The 18,879-nt window shown below is 37.0% G+C and carries 19 protein-coding genes and 3 pseudogenes; 6 read left to right on the forward strand and 16 right to left on the reverse strand.

Annotation, left to right across the window (positions count from 1 at the left end; translation table 11 throughout):
- Positions 1-5: 5 nt before the first annotated feature.
- The 3 genes from RBL01_RS13205 to RBL01_RS13215 are packed head-to-tail and all read right to left on the reverse strand — an operon-like array spanning position 6 to position 1,435.
- Positions 6-107: an IS3 family transposase gene (locus RBL01_RS13205; protein WP_099130717.1), complete on the reverse strand. Its 102-nt coding sequence runs from the start codon at positions 105-107 to the stop codon at positions 6-8.
- Positions 108-116: 9 nt separating this feature from the next.
- Positions 117-974, reverse strand: coding sequence for an IS3 family transposase (locus tag RBL01_RS13210; protein ID WP_309302710.1), 858 nt, complete (start codon positions 972-974; stop codon positions 117-119).
- Positions 902-1,435 carry a helix-turn-helix domain-containing protein gene (locus RBL01_RS13215; RefSeq protein WP_002331365.1) on the reverse strand — a complete coding sequence of 178 codons (534 nt, stop codon included), beginning with the start codon at positions 1,433-1,435 and terminating at the stop codon, positions 902-904. The genes RBL01_RS13210 and RBL01_RS13215 overlap by 73 nt, the downstream gene beginning before the upstream one ends.
- A gap of 285 nt (positions 1,436-1,720) precedes the next feature.
- Between RBL01_RS13215 and RBL01_RS13220 the strand changes: the two genes are divergently transcribed.
- The 4 genes and pseudogenes from RBL01_RS13220 to RBL01_RS13235 all read left to right on the forward strand — a co-directional run.
- Positions 1,721-2,962 (forward strand): OFA family MFS transporter, encoded by a 1,242-nt coding sequence (locus tag RBL01_RS13220; RefSeq protein WP_002334583.1) that lies wholly within the window; start codon positions 1,721-1,723, stop codon positions 2,960-2,962.
- 123 nt (positions 2,963-3,085) lie between these two features.
- Positions 3,086-4,045 carry an IS30-like element IS6770 family transposase gene (locus RBL01_RS13225; protein WP_002293280.1) on the forward strand — a complete coding sequence of 320 codons (960 nt, stop codon included), beginning with the start codon at positions 3,086-3,088 and terminating at the stop codon, positions 4,043-4,045.
- A 64-nt stretch (positions 4,046-4,109) separates the two neighbouring features.
- Positions 4,110-5,384 (forward strand): MFS transporter, encoded by a 1,275-nt coding sequence (locus RBL01_RS13230; RefSeq protein ID WP_200770387.1) that lies wholly within the window; start codon positions 4,110-4,112, stop codon positions 5,382-5,384.
- Between the two features lie 228 nt (positions 5,385-5,612).
- Positions 5,613-6,023 (forward strand): annotated as a pseudogene (locus tag RBL01_RS13235) (tyrosine-type recombinase/integrase); the annotation flags it as partial.
- Positions 6,024-6,429: 406 nt separating this feature from the next.
- Here RBL01_RS13235 and RBL01_RS13240 read toward each other — a convergent pair.
- Positions 6,430-6,699, reverse strand: a pseudogene (locus RBL01_RS13240) (glutathione-dependent formaldehyde dehydrogenase); the annotation flags it as partial.
- Between the two features lie 73 nt (positions 6,700-6,772).
- Here RBL01_RS13240 and RBL01_RS13245 point away from each other — a divergent pair.
- A protein-coding gene (locus RBL01_RS13245) for an IS3 family transposase (RefSeq protein WP_094850654.1) occupies positions 6,773-7,899 on the forward strand; the annotation gives its coding sequence in 2 pieces (ribosomal slippage) (positions 6,773-7,001 and positions 7,001-7,899; 1,128 coding nt in all).
- Positions 7,900-8,188: 289 nt separating this feature from the next.
- Here the strand turns inward: RBL01_RS13245 and RBL01_RS13250 are convergent.
- The 4 genes from RBL01_RS13250 to RBL01_RS13265 form a co-directional block, all read right to left on the reverse strand.
- Positions 8,189-8,626, reverse strand: a complete 438-nt coding sequence (locus RBL01_RS13250) for a hypothetical protein (protein ID WP_053109454.1) — start codon at positions 8,624-8,626, stop codon at positions 8,189-8,191.
- Between the two features lie 14 nt (positions 8,627-8,640).
- Positions 8,641-8,892: a hypothetical protein gene (locus RBL01_RS13255; RefSeq protein WP_002293542.1), complete on the reverse strand. Its 252-nt coding sequence runs from the start codon at positions 8,890-8,892 to the stop codon at positions 8,641-8,643.
- Entirely contained in the window at positions 8,892-9,098 is a 207-nt protein-coding gene (locus tag RBL01_RS13260; protein WP_002330430.1) for a hypothetical protein, read from the reverse strand. Before RBL01_RS13260 ends, RBL01_RS13255 begins: the two co-directional genes overlap by 1 nt.
- 448 nt (positions 9,099-9,546) lie before the next feature.
- Complete coding sequence (locus RBL01_RS13265; protein ID WP_002295623.1) at positions 9,547-9,807, reverse strand: hypothetical protein; 261 nt, start codon at positions 9,805-9,807, stop codon at positions 9,547-9,549.
- Between the two features lie 154 nt (positions 9,808-9,961).
- Here RBL01_RS13265 and RBL01_RS13270 point away from each other — a divergent pair, with 154 nt between their 5' ends.
- Positions 9,962-10,084, forward strand: a complete 123-nt coding sequence (locus tag RBL01_RS13270; protein ID WP_002295624.1) for a putative holin-like toxin — start codon at positions 9,962-9,964, stop codon at positions 10,082-10,084.
- A gap of 158 nt (positions 10,085-10,242) precedes the next feature.
- Here RBL01_RS13270 and RBL01_RS13275 read toward each other — a convergent pair whose 3' ends face one another.
- The 8 genes and pseudogenes from RBL01_RS13275 to RBL01_RS13310 form a co-directional block, all read right to left on the reverse strand.
- A complete protein-coding gene (locus RBL01_RS13275; RefSeq protein WP_002295625.1) occupies positions 10,243-10,500 on the reverse strand; it encodes a hypothetical protein in 258 nt (85 codons plus the stop codon).
- 21 nt (positions 10,501-10,521) lie between these two features.
- Entirely contained in the window at positions 10,522-11,007 is a 486-nt protein-coding gene (gene ssb / locus RBL01_RS13280) for a single-stranded DNA-binding protein (protein WP_002295626.1), read from the reverse strand.
- A gap of 2 nt (positions 11,008-11,009) precedes the next feature.
- Positions 11,010-11,896, reverse strand: a pseudogene (locus RBL01_RS13285) (nucleotidyl transferase AbiEii/AbiGii toxin family protein).
- Positions 11,897-11,908: 12 nt separating this feature from the next.
- Positions 11,909-12,505: a type IV toxin-antitoxin system AbiEi family antitoxin domain-containing protein gene (locus tag RBL01_RS13290; RefSeq protein WP_002299811.1), complete on the reverse strand. Its 597-nt coding sequence runs from the start codon at positions 12,503-12,505 to the stop codon at positions 11,909-11,911.
- 80 nt (positions 12,506-12,585) lie between these two features.
- Complete coding sequence (locus tag RBL01_RS13295) at positions 12,586-12,735, reverse strand: hypothetical protein (RefSeq protein WP_002295632.1); 150 nt, start codon at positions 12,733-12,735, stop codon at positions 12,586-12,588.
- Between the two features lie 15 nt (positions 12,736-12,750).
- Positions 12,751-14,955, reverse strand: coding sequence for a type IA DNA topoisomerase (locus tag RBL01_RS13300; protein WP_200771305.1), 2,205 nt, complete (start codon positions 14,953-14,955; stop codon positions 12,751-12,753).
- Between the two features lie 10 nt (positions 14,956-14,965).
- Positions 14,966-16,435 carry a toprim domain-containing protein gene (locus RBL01_RS13305; RefSeq protein ID WP_200771304.1) on the reverse strand — a complete coding sequence of 490 codons (1,470 nt, stop codon included), beginning with the start codon at positions 16,433-16,435 and terminating at the stop codon, positions 14,966-14,968.
- Positions 16,436-16,495: 60 nt separating this feature from the next.
- Positions 16,496-18,868 carry an ArdC-like ssDNA-binding domain-containing protein gene (locus tag RBL01_RS13310; RefSeq protein WP_072538794.1) on the reverse strand — a complete coding sequence of 791 codons (2,373 nt, stop codon included), beginning with the start codon at positions 18,866-18,868 and terminating at the stop codon, positions 16,496-16,498.
- Between the last annotated feature and the right edge of the window lie 11 nt (positions 18,869-18,879).

The raw sequence follows: 18,879 nt of genomic DNA on the forward strand, positions 1-18,879 counted from the left end.
TATTTTTAAACTGCTAAGGCATGTTCCCTGTATTCGCAGGGAGTCATGCCTTTTGTTTTCTGTGATATTCGTCGATTGTTAAACCAATCGACGTAATTCTTTGTGATTTCCTTGAATTATCCAATATCTTTACACTGTGGAAATCCATTAAGACATTCTGTTTTAAGAAGATGAAAGAAGCTTTCAATTGGTGCATTATCGAGACAGTTTCCCTTACGAGACATGCTTTGTATAAATTTTTTTTCAGAGAGTTTATCGGTATAGTAATTCAATTGATAATGCCAACCTTGATCTGAATGAATTATTGGTTTTATTCCTTCCGGAATATTTTCTGTGAGTTCATCGAGTGTATCCATAATTAGTTTACTGTTAGGACTATTACTTACTTGAAATGCTAAAACTTCCTTGCTTGCTTCGTCAGTAATAGCTGAAACGTAAGCCCACTTAGTATCGGCCAAGCGTACTTGTGTAACATCGGTATGTAATACTTTGAAAGGTACGGTTTCATTAAAATGCTGATGTAGAACGTTACGGGCCACTTTTCCAACTGTACCTTTATAAGATGAATATCTACCATTTCTGTGGCGGTTATAAAGGCTTACTTGAACATTTAATTCATCCATCAAACGACGCACTACGGCGTCTGATAGATGGATATCTAATTTAATGAGCTCTTCTTGAACGCGACGATAACCGTAGGTTAGACGTCCGCGATATCTTCCGCTTTCGGCAATTTTTAGTATCTCTACTTTTACATCTTCATACTTATCTACATAATTTTTGATACGTTTACGTTCATCATGATAAGTCGCTTTCTTAAGTTCAATGGTCTTAAGAATATCGCCGACTTTATACCGGTTAGATTTCGGAAGAGACTCTTGTTCAACCCTGATCTGATCAACTATTTGTGTTTTCTTTCGTCCTTTGAGGTTCCGAACAGGGTCATTGATTTTTTTAAGATTTCGTTCTCCAATTTTGCATCATATAATTCTTGATTCTTTTTCGTCAATTCTTCACGAAGTTGATCGATTTCGTTCTTGTTTACTAACTTACGTAATTTCTTCTTATTATGTTTCACTTTGGTTTTTCTGCCTTTCGGATGAGGCTTCAAGGCTTCTATACCATACTGATTGAAGGCTGTCCTCCAAAGACTGATTTGACAAGAATTAACATCAAATTTTGCGGATACTTCGGCTAAAGTTTCATCATGAGTTTGATAGTAGTTTATCACATCAACTTTAAACTCAACTGAGAAACTTCGTTTAACTCTTCTTCGTTTAAGAGCGTCTGCGCCGCTCAAACGAAAGTTTTGTATCCATCTACCTACTTGTATTCGAGGCAAGTTGCGTTTCTTTGAAAGAAGACTGATACTAATGTCACCTTGAAGATATTCACTAACGACTTCTGCTTTTAATTCTGAACTATATTTGACCATAGAAAAAGTGCTCCATAACTGTTAGATTTCTTGTCTAACAATTATGGAGCACTTTAGGTTCCCTGTGCTTTTTTATTTGTTCAAAAACAGCAACCGTAATTTGTTTTTTCCCAGTACTATAGCTAACTTAAATGTACTTTTCATTAGCCAACGTTAAAATTCGTCTTATACTAAAATTTAATTGTTTAAATGTGATAATCAATGTGATATTATTCTTATATGCCAACAATGGTTGTGAACAACGTTTAAATTGTTCGTATATTATCAAAAATGGAGGAATTGTTGTTGAAAACAAATCGCTATGTTGTTGCGTTTGCAGGTGTCATGTTTCATTTAATGATTGGTTCCGTTTATGCTTGGAGTGTTTTTACTAATCCAATTGCAAAACAAAATGGTTGGGCAGAATCCTCAGTCGCTCTTGCATTTAGTATCGCTATTTTCTTCTTGGGAATGTCAGCCGCCTTTATGGGCAAAGTCGTTGAAAAAATAGGCCCTAGACTAACGGGAACTATTGCTAGCTTTCTTTACGGAACTGGAACCATTATGACTGGTTGGGCTATCCATCAAAATTCAATTTGGCTATTATATCTCTCATATGGTGTCATAGGCGGCTTAGGACTGGGAGCAGGATACGTTACCCCTGTATCAACAATTATTAAATGGTTTCCAGACAAACGCGGTTTAGCAACGGGGTTAGCTATTATGGGATTTGGTTTTGCAGCAATGCTGACTGGTCCTGTTGCTCAACAGCTAATGGCTAGTGTTGGTCTTGAACAAACATTCTATCTCTTAGGAACATTTTATTTTGTTATTATGCTGCTCGCTGCACAGTTTATTGTTCGTCCAAATCTGGCACTATCAAGCACTACTGAAAATAGCATTTCTCAAAAAAAGGGAACACGTCTAACCAGAGGACCGGAGCTAACAGCTAACCAAGCCCTCAAAACTAAATCCTTCACTTTTCTTTGGATAATGTTCTTTATCAATATTACATGCGGGATCGGCCTTGTCTCAGCTGCATCCCCCATGGCTCAAAGTATGACCGGCATGTCTGTCCAAACAGCCGCAATTATGGTTGGAATCATAGGCCTTTTCAATGGCTTTGGACGTTTGATATGGGCAACTTTGTCTGATTATATCGGGCGCCCTGCTACTTTCAGTGCCATTTTTATTCTCGATATTGTAATGCTTTCAGCCATGCTCATCTTCAAATTACCGCTCCTATTTGTCATTGCATTATGCTTGTTGATGTCTTGTTATGGAGCAGGCTTTTCTGTCATCCCAGCCTACTTAGGTGATGTCTTTGGTACTAAAGAATTAGGAGCTGTTCATGGATATGTACTGACAGCATGGGCTGCTGCCGGAGTTGTTGGACCATTACTATTATCATTAACACATCAACTGTTCCACAATTATACTTTGACATTAGCTGCCTTTATTTTGATTGATCTATTGGCACTGCTAATCTCATTCTGGATACAACGAGATTTCATTAAAGCCAGCAAATTAATAAAAAGCAAATCATAAAAAACTACTTTAAAGCGCATTAAATTACGCGAATTGTAAAATTAAGTTAGAAAAATAAAAAGGCATTTATGGTACACTCAAATTGTATTTCCGACGAAAGAAAACAAAGGAGTGTAACCATAAATGACCTACAAACATCTTACCATAGACGAACTGACAATGATAGAATCATATTATCTTCAACATAATAAGCCGGTTGAAATCGCTAACCGAATGGGACGTGCTATACAAACTATTTATAATGTAGTCAATAAGTTCAAGCAAGGCAAGACTGCTCTTGATTATTGGCACCAGTATAAAGAAAATAAGAAAAAATGTGGGAGAAAAGTCATTCAATTACCTGCTCATGAAGTAGATTACATTAAAGAGAAAGTCACTCTTGGTTGGACGCCTGACGTCATTATCGGGCGAAAAGAAAGGCCTGTTTCATGCGGTATGAGAACACTTTATCGTTTATTTTCTAAAGGAATATTTGATATTGACACACTACCGATGAAAGGTAAAAGAAAACCCAATGGCCATCAGGAAAAACGGGGAAAACAACAGTATCAGCGCTCAATCCATGATCGACCTGATAATTATCCTGATTTCAATTCTGAGTTTGGTCACCTTGAAGGTGATACGATCGTTGGCATTCATCATAAAAGTGCCGTCATTACTTTAGTTGAAAGATTATCTAAAGTCATTATCACGATTAAACCCAACGGCCGTAAGGCATTAGATATTGAAACTGCCCTTAATCAATGGTTTTCTCGCTTCCCTAAAAACTTCTTTAAATCTATTACGTTTGACTGTGGAAAAGAATTTTCTAACTGGAAAGCCATTAGTAACCAACATGATATTGATATATATTTTGCGGACCCTGGAACACCTTCTCAACGCCCATTAAACGAGAATTCTAACGGGATTCTGCGTCGTAATGGACTGCCGAAATCAATGGATTTTAGAGAAGTGAATCAGACATTTATTTCCAGTGTCAGCAATCAACGTAATCATATTCCAAGAAAATCATTGAATTACAGAACACCAATCGAAATATTTTTGAGCTATGTACAAGAAGCATTTTATTCTAGCTTAATTTGACAAATCATAAAATTAAAAAATATTAAACGTTACTTTTATTCTTGTAAATGAAAGGTTGATATGAATGAATAAACAAAATAAATTAAACTTATTAACAAAAATATCGGTTTTAAGCGTTTCCCTTATTATCACAACAGGACCGGCAATTTCTCCGCTGTTGCCAGATATTAGTAACCATTATAATAATATTTCAGAGGCTGCTATTGAAAGTTTAAGTACTGTACAACAATTTTCAGTTGTCATTTCCTTAATAATTGCAAATTTTATTTCTAAAAAAATAGGTATCAAAAAAACTGTAATATTAGGGCTTTTATTGGCCGGTTTTGCAGGTGTGGTACCTTTCTTTATTGATAATTACTATGTAATATTAATTTCTAGGATTGTCTTTGGTGTAGGAGTGGGTTTTTTTAATTCTTTGGCAATTACTGTTATTGATTTACTTTATAGTGGTAGCGCAAAAACTAAATTGTTGGGTATTCGAACTTCCATGGAACAATTAGGATATTCATTGGCTAGTCTTATGATGGGAGCTTTGCTGTTACTTGGATGGCGTTTTGGCTTCTTAATTTATGTTTGGGCAATTCCAATATCATTTATTTTTTGGAAGTATGTACCTGAAGTGCAATCAAAAACCGATAAAAATAATCTTAAAAAAAATAATAGTAGTAATGAAAGTCATGGTAAAAAACAGATAGGCTTTGTATTTTTAGCCTTATTTCTCATGTTGGTAACTTTATGTGATACTGGTACTAATGTGGAATTACCAAAACTATTAGTGGAGCAAAAAATAGGAACTGGAACATTATCAGGTATTATCATAGCAATGAAAACAACTATGGCGATGATAGTCGGTATTTTCTTTGGCAAAATTTATAATTTGCTTCATTGGTGGGTCGTCCCAAGTGGCATAGTGGCTTTCTTAATTGGAAGTTTAACTATCCCACAGGGTCATTTATGGCTAGTATACCTTGGGAGTGTAATTTCAGGAATAGGTTCGCCACTTATTGGTACATATGCATTTAAGACAATTTCTGAAACTGCTCCGAGTGGGAAAGAGAACGCAATAAATACAATGGTATTAATTGGTTGCAATGCGGGATCTTTTGTTGCACCGATAGCATTAACCACTGGAGGTAATCTATTTGGCGGAACAGTTAAAAGTGATTTTTACTTTATGGCTTCAATTTTTGCAATTCTGTTAGTGATAGTTATCAGTCAAAAAATAATTAGTCGTAATCTGACACACAATAAATCAATATATTTAACCAAATTAAGATTTGTGATTACAAAGGCAGATGAAAGAAGTGAGTGCTCAGAAGTCAATAAAGATGATGGATAAATTATCTTCACACATCTAAACAGGGTCTATAATTATAAAATCGCCCCTTTGAAAACTGATTAAAACAGCCCCCATTATCTAGTGACTAGATAATGGGGGCTGTTTTTTTGTTAAGTGATATAATAAACCATAAAAGAAGTTTAGAAATACGGTCCTGGTCATCAATAAATAAACAATTTAATTAATTATTTATTTAATTATTTAATTTCAGAAAGGTATACATGAATCATGGTGCAACAAATTGTCCTACCCATCAAAGACTCCAGCGTCTTAAAGATGGTACAAGATACACTTCTCGATAGTTTCCGTGCTGGTCGCCGAAATTACACCGTTTTTCAAGTTGGTAAGGCCACGCTACTACGTGTGAGTGATGTCATGACATTAAAAAAATCAGATGTCTATAATCCAGACGGCTCTGTCAAAAATACAACCTTTATTCATGATAAAAAGACCGGTAAAGCAAACACGTTATATTTAAAGCCTGTTCAGCAAGACTTGTTGCAATATCATGATTGGCTGGCCCAAGAAAATATCAATTCTGAGTGGTTATTTCCCTCGACAGCCCATTATGATCTTCATATCACTGAGAAGCAGTTTCATAAGGTGATGGCGCATGTTGGTGATCTCTTAGGAATCAACTTGGAAGACAAAGAGAAAAAATTGCGAGTCAGAAAACCGTTTTGAGATATGAACAGCATTTGCCTTCACGCCTTAGCGATTTTAAATAATAGCCTTGAAAGTGATTATGGAAAAGCCCTCTACGCTCAATGCAAAATTGACGTAGAAACTATTTTTGATCGATTGAAAGGTGCATTTGGTATGTGAAGAACCCATGTCAGAGCCAAGAACGTTGCACCTACTGACATTGGAATGATGCTTATGAGCATGAATCTAACCAAATTATCCCTTGAGGCTAGAAGAAAAGCGGAAGCTTTTCAACACAAAGCAGGCAAAAATAAAAAACGCGACGAAGCAATCACATTTATGATTATTCATCGCGTTTTTTATATTTAGAGCTAGTTATTTGCTAGACCCACTATTTCTTTTAAGACATACCTGGTTTCAATACCACCTTAATGTTATTATCTGCTTTTTTGTCAAAAATATCGTATGCTTCAGCAGCACGCTCTAAAGGCATTGTATGTGTAATGATATCCGATGGGTCGAATTCCCCTTTTTCAATCATGTCATAGATTTTCGGCATCAAGTGGATAACCGGAGCTTGTCCCATTTTAATATTCACATTACGAGTGAAGAAATCTTGGAAAGGAAAATTCGTTGCTGGAGTCATATAAACCCCTGTTACCATTGGTGTTAGTATCAAATCTTAGACAGCTTTTCGTAGAGACAAGAATAAATTAAACTTATCTACGAGAGGATGAATTTTTATGACCCGATATGAAGAAAATTTTAAACAAATGATTGTTGAACTGAATCAAACTGGACGTTCTGTTCGAGGGTTAGCGAAAGAATATGGCTTATCTGAAGCAACGATTTACAAATGGAAGAATTTATATTTACCTGATCAGTCCACAGGACTGACTGGAAAAGAAGTAGCTGAACTGAGAAAAGAAAATGCTCGTTTAAATGAGGAACTTGAAATCTTAAAAAAAGCCGCAGCCATATTCTCTCGGAAAACCTAAATTCGCTTGTTCAATTTATTGAAAAATGGTGTAAGGATTACACTGTTTCTTTGTTGTGTCGGTTATTAGAAATCCCTAGAAGTGTCTATTATTTTTATAAGAATAAACCGTTGACAGCTACAGAAATCAGAAATAATAAGTTGAAAAAGAAGATTTCAACAATTTTTTTTACGAATAAACAACGCTATGGTGCCACAAAGATCCATCAAGTTTTATTAAAAGAAGGGATTTCAGTATCTCTTAAACATGTCCAAAAGCTAATGAAACAATTAAATTTAAGGTCGATTGTAGTTAAAAAATATAGACCTCAAAGGTCTAATAAACCGATCATTTCAAAAGAGAATCTCTTAAATCAGGACTTTTCTACTGAAACGATCTGTGAGAAATGGGCAGCTGACATTACGTACATTCCTACTAAGAAAAATGGTTGGTGTTACTTATCTTCAATCATGGATTTACACACGAAAAAAATTATTAGTTATACATTTTCAAAACGAATGACTGTGGATTGTGTCATCCAAACATTGAATAAAGCAAAAATACATTATCACATTCCAGAAGGAATGATTCTACACACTGACTTGGGCAGCCAATACACAGCAAGAGAAGTGGAACAATGGCTTAAAACCAACAAAATAAGGCATTCTTATAGTAGAAAAGGAACACCTTATGATAATGCTGGAATCGAATCTTTCCATGCCTCATTGAAAAAAGAAGAAGTCTACACGACTAGCTACTCAGATTTTGAAGAAGCAAATCGAGCGCTATTTAGCTACATTGAAGGATTTTATAACCGAAATCGAATCCATAGCTCGATTCACTATCTAACCCCACAGGAATTTGAAGAATTAGCAAAAGAAAAAATGGCTTAACCGTCTCTACTAAAATGTGTCCAAGATATTGACTCAAATCCACTAACAATAAGGGAATAATCTTGTTCAAATGGATCACCTTCTTTCTCTTAAGTTATCGGGCTTTGCCCGTTTATTTCGCACCACCTAAGCGGCGGGGGCGGTTGGTGCGAAATAAGAACCATTCCCTTAGTTACTAGGCTTTTTTTGTCCTTATTTCACACATTCTCACTTTTCGGTATAAATGATTATTGACCTTTTTTTCTTTCAAATCGTTGATATGGAATCCGTTGTTAGTTGATAAATCACCTTATTCATTTTCGTTGTCCTCCTTTTTCATGGTGTAATAGGCGCCATACTTATTGATATTTTCAAAATAATCTAACCATTCACTTGAAACAGTCTTGGCTTTTTTCGTTTCGACAAATTTCGCATACGTTAGTTCTAAAGCTTGATATTCAGAAGGTTTAATAGTGCTTGGTTTGACACCTACTTCCAAGCATAGTAAGGCTTGGAAAAACCATTTTGCATTTTGCTTTTTCAGTTCTTCCAGTGTTCGATAGTACGTCGCAATAAGATTCATTTCGACACCTAATTCAATCATTTCTTCCACAGCTACCGACAATTTTTCTTTATAATGTTTTTTTGGAACACGTGTTTCGTTGTATAGGAACGTCATATCCTCCATTTTTTGTGCCATTTTATCCAAAGGTAATTTGACAAATTCGTCATAGTAATTTTGAGCCATATTTTTTCTCCTTTTTAGTTCTCTAATTTGGTTAACCAATATTCGTTTTCATAAGTTTCCAAGTTTTCTTGATAATGCAGTTCACATCCTGCAATCTTCACTAGGTCTTCAAATAGCATAGTCGGTGCATCCTCTACTAAAGGGGTTTCTATCGTCCAGTACCGCGGAATAAGTAAAGCTTCTGCTACTTTTTCAGAAATGACTTCTTTGTCCACCAAAATTTGAACGACTTCTTTTACAGTCAATAATTTGTGTTGTGTTTTCATCAGCGTTTCTTTCCTTTCTCCTCAATCAAAATATAATCGCCATAAGACAAGGTATATTTTTTCCCGCATGTTGGACATTGATACAAACAATAGCTTTTGATACATTTCGCTCTTTCTCCACAATCACATTCGACAGTATGTGGTGCATGATAGTTTGGGAATAATTCGCTGAAGGGAACACCCCAATAATCAAATTTCTTTCGCATGATTGATTCTGCCTCCTCTTAGGAAAGGTTTTACTTCCTTTCGTTAGTTCTTTCTTTATTGATTTGTTGGCCAGAATGAATCAACGAAAAGCGACAAGGACAAGGGCGCGCAGCGTGCCATTTACCCTTGTCCTTGTCGCTTTTTGGTGATAAAAGGCAACTTGTTGCCGGTCTGGCAAATCAATAAAGAGATAGCGAACAGGAACGAACCTTTTGGTGAGAGGAAGCTTTTCCTATTTTGTCTTACAAAGCAAGGCCCCTTATCTTAGTGAACGTGCAACGTTCACTTCCTTTCTTCTCGAACGGCGGTGGCGGTTGGAGTGAGAGAAAGGTTTTTCAATTGAGAAGGCGCTTGTGCCTTCCTAAACAGGCCTTTTCCTTTCTTCCTGTTTCTATGTAAAACAAAAAGAGCTGCAGTCCTACATTAGGATTGCAGCTCTTCTTTTATTTATATGCCCATTGATCGCGTAAAATGATCAGGGTTTCTAATTTGCATCGATTCAATGACTAATTGATTCCGTTTATTGAAATGACCTGTGACGGCAATATTGTATTTTCCATCATCCATAATTAACAATTTATCGATAATTTCAATATCTGCAACTACACAATTAATCGATTCATGAATTGTTTGTAAAGTAAAGCGAACCAATAATGGTTGTGTTTTTATTACTCGGATTTTATCAAGCAAACCAACATATTTGTTCATCACGATCACCTCGCTAAAATTATAGCAAAAACAGTTAAAATTGAGAATTTTTATTCGATTTTAGATACGCTATAATAGTCAAGACAGTAAAGTTTGAAGACGGTGGCGACTTCTGGAAAGGTGGTGGTGCTTATGAATGTAAGTGCTAAAATCTATGAAAGGAGTAAGCCTTTTGTCCGCATATGAGACAATTCAAACCATTCTTGGTTTTGGTATGTTTACCATTGCTTTGATTAGTTTGATTGTAAATATGCTTAAAAATGACAAAAAGAAATAACCGTCTACTTTAGCAGGTCAGCGGTTATTTCCAAATAACTAATATTCTGCCACCGTTCTTTAATCGGTGCTGTTAATGAGGGGTTGTTAGCGCAACTCCTCTTTTTCATGTTCATTATAGCAATATTTCGCAAGAAGTTCAACGATTTCCCGTTAACTCTACATATAAAGCGGTAGAATAGCCGTAAGTATAACAGCTGTCGCTGCTACTGTGACTTTAGTCAATCGCCAAAAGGAATTATCCTTTCCTGCTCTTTTTAAAAGATAAGAACAGACAAGATACACGAATACAAGAAATAGTGATCCTTTCGCAATTCTATTTACCAAAGGATTTTCAGTGACGCCCAAAGAAATCCCGTCTATAAATGCAATTACGGGTATCAATAGATCCATCGTCAGACTAATTTTTTTTGCCATGCTTACTCCTTCTTTCTCAAACTAAAACGGTAGATCATCATCGCTAATATCGATTGATTGTCCACCAAATGGATTCTGTGAAGCGTTCAATCCATTGTTGTTAGGCGTCGCTGTATCCCGTTGTTCAAAGGTGGCGGTGCTTGGACTGGTGGACGATTGATCAGCGTGTGCACGGCTCTCTGTCGCTGCTTTACTTTCTAATAGTTGAAAGTTATCTGCTACAACTTCAGTCACATATACACGTTGTCCTTGCTGGTTGTCGTAAGTCCGCGTTTGAATCCGCCCAACTACACCAATCAAGCTACCTTTTTTAGCTAATGTCGCCATTGTTTCTGCTGGTTTGCGCCAAATCACGCAGTTAATAAAATCGGCTTCTCGATTGCCGTTTTGATTCGTGAAATTTCGGTTGACGGCTAGGGTAAAAGTCGCTACTGCAGTACCACTTGCGGTATAACGTAAATCAGGATCTTTGGTTAAGCGTCCTACTAATGTCACATTATTAATCATCTTTATCTCTCCATTTCTCTATTCATCTGTTGGTGTCTTTGATAAGCTAGTTTTCGCTCTTTTTCTTCGACGTGAATCACTTTTTCCATCAAATTACTAATCGAATCCATTGTCTCATCGTACGTGATCGATGCAGCATAAGGATTGCTTTTTTGATATTTCTTCCATGTATCTTTTAGCTCGTGACTATTTTTCAGTACATCCATATCCTTTTCACAGTATATCTTTAACGGATCAGTTTTTCCTCGACGTGTAAATGTATTTCTCACACTATCTTTCAAGGTCTTCTCATCGATCTTCTCCATTTTAGGAATAGTATAGAGATCATAAAAATCTTTTCCTCTCGAATTATCTGTTAAAAAATCAAAGGTTGCACTTAATTTTTCAGCAATAATTTGTTCTGTAGGATAGGATTCCAAAGGAATCGTTCGATCCTCAAACATCAATTTATGACTGTGAGTGATCGTTGCAGGATAGATCGAGTCACCTGTAGTCAAATCTGGCCGCATGTTTTCCAAATGTGCCAGCACACGTAAGCTAAATCCTGGATAGTAATCGGCTTCTCTCGTTTCTTTCATTCCTTGAATCTCAAATTGAATGCCTTCTTTCGTCGGCGTTGAAAAAATTTCGTTTAGAACCGTTGTTAATGTTTCTTTGGTTACTTTCATTTCCCGTAAAGTCGTATCAATATCTTTGGTTGTGCGATTTTCAATGCCATACTTTGAGCCAATCAAGAAGCCGCCTTTTAACACAAAATTTTCACGATAAGGAGACTCTGAGATTTTTTCCAAGAATTTTTCCATCATAAAATGTCTTAAAACAAGCTCGGATCAACTTCTTTTTCTCTAGAAATATTCTTCACTTTTGCTTTTAACTGCGTAGGTGTCATGTATCTTCTCCTTTAATTTAAAGCCATAATATAAGAACGCATCGTTTTGTCTGTTGGTAAAATTCGTCGATACTCATTCAATTTTCTAAGATTTTTTCTGTCCGACTCCATATAGTTTTTGATTGCTTTTACTTTGATTTCATCCTCAACGGTATACCAGGGATTCCAAATGTCACATAAAGTTCTTTCTGGATCATAAGCTATAATAGGATTCCCATAGCGACTTTTTATTTCAATCTTACCTAATTCATACCATTCCGCTTTTGTATAGTGTAGCTCAACTGCGAATTCCTTCAATCCTTTTTCAGAAACGTGATAACCGTAAGGTACAGTCAGATCGATCTGTCTAGGGATCATATCTGTTAAATCATACAAATCTAACGCGGTAATATGTGAAATAATGCCGCGTTCATATTTTTTTTGCGCCATAAACAATTCATCAGGAAATTGACCAGGTAAGGTGAAAAAACCTGGATACTCTCGATCCAGCTCCCCTCGATCTACCATACGTTTGATCGTTACAGGAGAAATGCCCGCTTTTTTGGCATCCTTCAAAGCCAAAGTTCCATTAAATTCTTCTAGCAGCTTGTATACCATTGCTTTTGTCATTTTCTCCCTCCTTTGTATACGTATAAACTTATAAAAACAGTATAACATAAGTTTATACGTATACAATAGTTAGGAAGATTTTATCGATCTAATTCGATTTCTTTTTGAATCCTCTGCTGGTTCTTCAATTGCTGCAGTCTTCGTTTGCTGGCACGCATTTTTTCCTGTTCTGAACGAATTTTGGCTTTTTGATTTTCGATTTCTTGTTGTTTGTGTGTGGTATTACGCATAAGATTAACCCTCCATTATTTTGCAGTGCGGCGTGTTCTTTTCTTGAAGTTCGTTTTTTTCTTTTCAGAAAATTCAAAGCCTGTAGTGAAGTCTTCTTTTAAAACAATCGTTGCTTCAAATGAACCCTTCTGACCTTTTAACCCTTTCACTGGTTGGCTTGTTCGGCTATTTTGAATAATCTCCTTCAGCTGTGTCGCTGTGAGTTTCTTTTTGGCAATCGTTGTCCATAATTTAAAATCACAGGCTTCAGACGTACAAGCTGCCACCTTTTGATAGAGTAAGACTTCTTGTTCCTGGCATTTTGGACAAATTCCTAAATGACGCGCGGCTTCTTGCTTTTCACTGGCTGCTTTCACTTCTTGTAACGTCGATCCAAAATCAGTGGATTGGATTTGCCCTGGTACGACTTCCAATAAGTGAGAGACAAATTTTTGGATATTGGCTAGAAAAGTGGTTTGTGTTCCTTTTCGTTCACCGATCTTTAACAAGTAGCTTTCCCATTTGGCGGTCATTTCGGCGCTCGTAAGCAGCGGCTCTTTTTCCACGGCTTGGCAAAGCAAAATCCCTTTATTCGTCACCACGAGCTTATTTTTCTCTACCTTGATATATTCCTTTTTTTTCAAGGTTTCAATAATATTCGCTCGTGTCGCTTCTGTACCGATTCCTTCCACTTCTTTCAATATGGATTGCGCTTCTTCACTATCCACGGTTTTCCCAGCTGTTTTCATTGCAGTGATCAACGTACCTTCGGTATAAGGTTGTGGTGGCTTGGTTTCTTTTTCAAGAACTTGTAGATCCACCGTCACCATTTCTCCTTTTGTCACTTTAGGAAGTAGCGGCTCTTCTTCCTTCTCTTTTCCGTCGCTCTCTTTTCCAAATAACTTCTTCCAACCTAGATCTAGCGGCACCTTTCCGATTGCCTTTAACTGAAGCTGCTGAACTTGCGTCAAGATCGTTGTTTCTTCATAGGTATACTTTTCCGCAAACATGGCCACCGTTGTTTTTAACACTTGTTCATAAATAGCCTGCTGCAGTGGACTTAGTTGTTCAAAAGCCGCTGCTGTCATAACCGTTTTTGTAGGAATGATCGCGTAATGTTCCTGGACTTTCTTATTATTCACATACCGACTATTCGGTGTATGAATAGGAGTCGGAATCGCTTCGGCTTTTAAAAAATGCTTGTATTCGTCTAAGTGATCCAACAGATACGCATATTCCCCTTCCGTAATATAAGGGGTATCCGTTCGCGGATAGCTTAGATATTTTCCTTCATACAACCCTTGCATGGCTTCCAAAGTATCTTTGGCACTAGCTTTCATGAGTTGATTCATTTTAGACTGAAGGCTCGATAAAGAAAAAAGACGTGGGCTAGCCGCACTTTTTTTCTCTGTTTCGACTTGAAGGATCGTACCTGGCTGTTTTCCTAATTGAACACCTTTTTCTTTTAAATAGGCTTCAAATGCTTCTTGTGTCGCTTGGGTTTCATTTGGATCAAGCTTCGCATCAAATGCGCCATTTTGAGCGATTAATTGGGCTTTTCCTTCAAAATATGGTTCTTTTTGGAAGTTTCTAATCTTTTCCTGCAATTGATAAATCATATAGAGTGTTGGGGTTTGGACTCTACCTAAAGAAAAACTTCCTGGTATGCCTTTTTGCTGCAAGAGTAAACTATACAGTGGGCTACCGTTCATCCCAATTAACCAATCGGCGATCTGACGTGCTTGTGCTTCTTCAAATTTTGGATAGGTCTCTTCTGCGTCTCGTAACTGTTGGAATCCCTGATAAATGGCTTCTTTTTCTAAGGAGTTGATCCAAAGTCTTTTAAAGGTTTTTCCTTGATTGGCGCCTGCTTGTTGAATGATTGACCAGGCAATCAGCTCCCCTTCACGATCGCTATCAGTCGCGATCACAATCGTATCAGCTGACTGCAGCTGTCGTTTGACGACACTAAACTGCTTTTTCTTATCTTTAGGAACATGATAGTGGTATTGATTGGGGAAAATAGGCAAATGTTCTAATGCCCATTGTTTCCATTTTTCATCGTACATATCGGGCGAATCTAACTCGACTAAATGACCAAAACCATACGTGATCACAGTTTCTCCTGTAAACAATCGATCTTGGATCTCAAAATACCCATCTTTTCGGGTAGCTTTAGAAAAGCTATCGGCATAAGCCTTCGCTTGTGACGGTTTTTCTGCTAAAATGACGGTTTTCATAGTGACGACTTCACTCCCTTTCTTGTTGTCTGCCTTGTTGAAACAACATCGCACGTCTTTGCTTTCTGATTTCTTGTTGCTGGATCTCATGCTTCAATTGATCATTCCAATCCTTTTTCACTTCAGGTACAAATTCATGTTCATGCTTTTTATAGCCTTTGTAGTATTGTTCTGCTTTATAGGAAAGAAGGATTCCTGCATTAACGTCTTTTATGTTGGCTTTTCTACTATAAAAACGATCAAAGTTGTATGTTCCATCTGCGCGTTCACATACTTTCAGTTCCTTCGCGACCGTGGTACATGCTTCTTTCAAATCAATTGTTTCTACTGGTTCGCCCTTCGCCAACATCTTTCCAAACGTAGATTGAACATCATGAGCAGACACCAATTGATTTGTCAGCTGTAAATTAGTTTCAGTTTTGTGTATGGCCATAATTGCTTCAGGTTCAACACTCATTTCTTTTGCGACTGCTTCATAAGTAGCTTTGTATTCTTTAGGTACTTGCCAATCATTTGGAATTCCTCGCTCACAACGGATTTTCTTATTGGTAAAAGGATCAACGATTCCCTTCATCTGTTCTTTTTCATAAAAAATATGTCCTGCACGATCATTGTCCACACATACTTCAATCGATTGAGGAAATGTTTGTTTTCGACTTAATTCAGAAATCGACTCTTCAACGTAATGACTGATTACATGACGTTTTAACCCGTCCATCGAAACTAACCAGGCATCTTGTAGTTTCTCCCGATTCAATGCAGCGTAACTTAACAGATCAATACTACTTTCAAAGAATTTTAAATGCTTCGGATCGCCTATTTTTAAATTAAATCCGTGATTTGGCGTAGGATTCTTGTCAATGTGTTTATACGTTCCCCGTTTACCGAAACGATTAAAATCGACGATCGTTCCTTGATAACTTGCCCCTACTGTCTCTCCTGTCTGTGGATCTTTCCATAAAAAAGCAACCGCATGATCTAAACGGTCGTCCCCAACTAAAAAATTTTGCCGTTCATGTTTCGGCTTTAGTTCAGCAATCAACCCTTCTTTTTCTGCATAATCAATCAGCCACTCTGGTAGTTTTCGTTCTTCCTTCAGATAATTCCTTCCTTTTTCTGTGAGTGGTTGATAATCAACGGGGTGATCTTTGTACTTTTCTGTCTCAAAATGAAGATTTTCCACTCGTTCTGTTTTGTCTTCATTCTTTAGAATAAAATCAGTGGCTGCTTTAAATTGTTGCTTAGGGTCTTGGATCTCTTTGTCTATGAAAAAAAGTTTAGCTAATTCAATAATGTCGCCACTAATATTTTGACTGTTCCAATAAAAACGTTGTTTTCTTCGATCAAAAACAAATGAATCATGGTCTTCTAAGCGATAGTCTCGTCCTTTATTGACTACAGCCATTCCATTGTTTCGAGCAAAATCCACTATATCGATCTGTTTACATCGATCAATAAGACTCATTTTTTTCTCGGTCATTTTAAAACCTCCCAAAAGAAAAAAGACTATCCGTTTTTCAGATAGTCTTTTTTACTTGTTTTATACACGTTCTTTTTGTGACAATTGTTGTTCATAATAGATTTCATTTTTTCGTTTTGCCACTTCTGACACTGTCTCAAGTGAAAATCGGAATGGATTTCCTAGCGCAAATTCTTCTGAAGGTAACGCCGTTTGGATCTCTTTTCCATAACTTTTTCCTTTTAAAATTACTTGATTATGCTGCGGATCTTCAATAAACGCCGCATCCTTCAAATGTAACGTTCGACCCGTATCTTCTTCCATTACTTTCCCGTCTTTCTTGGCGATCCAAAGTGAACCAACAGGAACAATATTCTTTTGTTCTGCCGTTTCTACAGTATTTTTATGCTCCTGCTTCACTTCTGCTGGTTGGATCTCTGGTTCTCTTTCTCTGTATTGATTGATTTCATTAGAAATGGTTTGAATGAATTCATTTGCGACACGGCTGACATCATTCATGATTTTCCCACGTTCCGCAGCTTCCTTATCATCCAACGTCTGACCATTCTTCGTCCATGCTGCAATATAAGGAATAGATTTCTCCGACGTGTCCATTCCAAAATGTTTGCACACAATATAAGAAGTCATTTCTGCCTGCAATTCTTTAGTTGCGGTATCTAATTCTGAAAATTTGTGCATTCTTGCATGGGCTAATTCATGAATACTTGTAGCTAAATGCTGCGTAGGAGTATTTCGAGTATTCATGACGATTTCTTCTTCGCCAGTAAATTCGTTACGAACATACGCCCCACGTGCTTGTCCTAATTCTCTTTGATAGACTTCACTTTCTGTCATATCTCGAATTTGTATTCCAATATTGTTGGCTACCGCTTGAATCCCAGCTTGAAGTTCTGACTGTCCTTTTTTATCCAATTGAAAATCAAAGACACGGTTCGGAAAGATTTTCGGATAGTCTTCAGGTTTTAACTGTGTTTGTGTGATATCAAACACTTTTTCAATCGTGTAGTAAGTTTTTTTGATCACTTCGATTTGACCACTTTCGATTCGTTTTTTATCTTCTGGTGTAGCTTCTATTTCTCGAACAAAGCCACGTCCTTTCTCATAAAATCCTTTGACCGTTTTTCTGACAAAGATCTTGTTCCCTTGTTCCCCTTTTTTGATATAGATTCCTTCTTTTTTCAACGCGGCACGACCTAAACAAGCCGTTGCACCTGGAAATTGTTCCTCAATCAATAATTGATTTCTAAAGGATCGTTCTGGAAAACGAGACATAAAGTTCAAAAGTTCTTTGACGTCTTCAGGAGAATGAGTATGCTTTTTCACCGCATCCAGTGCCTGTTGCGAAAGGGATTTAACTTCTTGTTTAATCTCTTCTGCCGTTCGTTTTTGATAGCCCTTTTGTTTTGTTTTTGTTTCTTTCGACTGCATTTGTTCTTTCGAAACAGGTTCATTTTTGACCGATTGTTTTTGTTCCTTCTCAGGTACTTGTTCGCACAATTTTGCTAACTCTAAATAGATGGGTTGATTACTGTTGACGCCATCCCCTAGATCCATTCGGATCTGATCGACTACTTCTCCGTTCTTCACTTCTTCAAAATAGAATTTATAATAACCTGCTTCTGCGGCGTATTGGTTATCCAACGTTTTGAGTTGATCGATCAATTCGAATGTTACGATCTCCCCACCATAACTTTTCAATCCTTTTTCTGGATCATTTTCGTTGAATTCTACTCGATAAAAATGATCGTTTTCTTTCTCCTTCAAAGAATCAGTTGGTACAGCCTCTTCAAGTAATTCACGAACAGCTGCTTTTTCCTCTTCCGACGTGGCTTGGTATTTTTTAGATTCCTCAAATTCCCCGTTTTCATTCAGTTCTAAAGCGACTTTTCGATAGCCTTTCAGAAAATAAATGGTCGGATTTTTTTTCCATTGCGTCACTCGTCCGCTGTCAATGATTGCTTGTACTTCAGGAAGAAGGTTTTCTTTTCCTTTTTCCGATCTTTCTTTCAGCTGTTCTAATGTTTCCAATTTCCGTTGGTATTTTCGGATCGTAGCGGCTGAAAAAGTCGATTCACCTTTTTCAAAGCGTTCGATTTCTTCTTTGATTCTTGGAATATTCTCGATCGTCATATCCAGTCCGCCGTACTTGTTATAGCCCATTTCCTTTATCTCTTCTTGTCTTTCAAGTTTTTCTACTTGTTTTTCTTGTTGCTTGATCTCTTCTCTCAGACTATGCACTTTATTTTCGATTCGCTCTTGTTGCCTAAACCAAGAATGCCCATTTCTCTTATCGTTCATTGGTTGACCGTTGGTCTTTCTCTGGTGTTCAAACATCTTTTCAATTTGTTCGTTTAATTCATTTTGCAATCGTACTAATTTTCTTTTTGATTTTCCCAAACGACTATTGTCTAGTGGTTCTTTTTCTTCTGCCATGTCCGTTTCCT

The sequence above is a fragment of the Enterococcus sp. SB12 genome (assembly GCF_030910025.2).
Lineage (GTDB): Bacteria > Bacillota > Bacilli > Lactobacillales > Enterococcaceae > Enterococcus_B > Enterococcus_B faecium.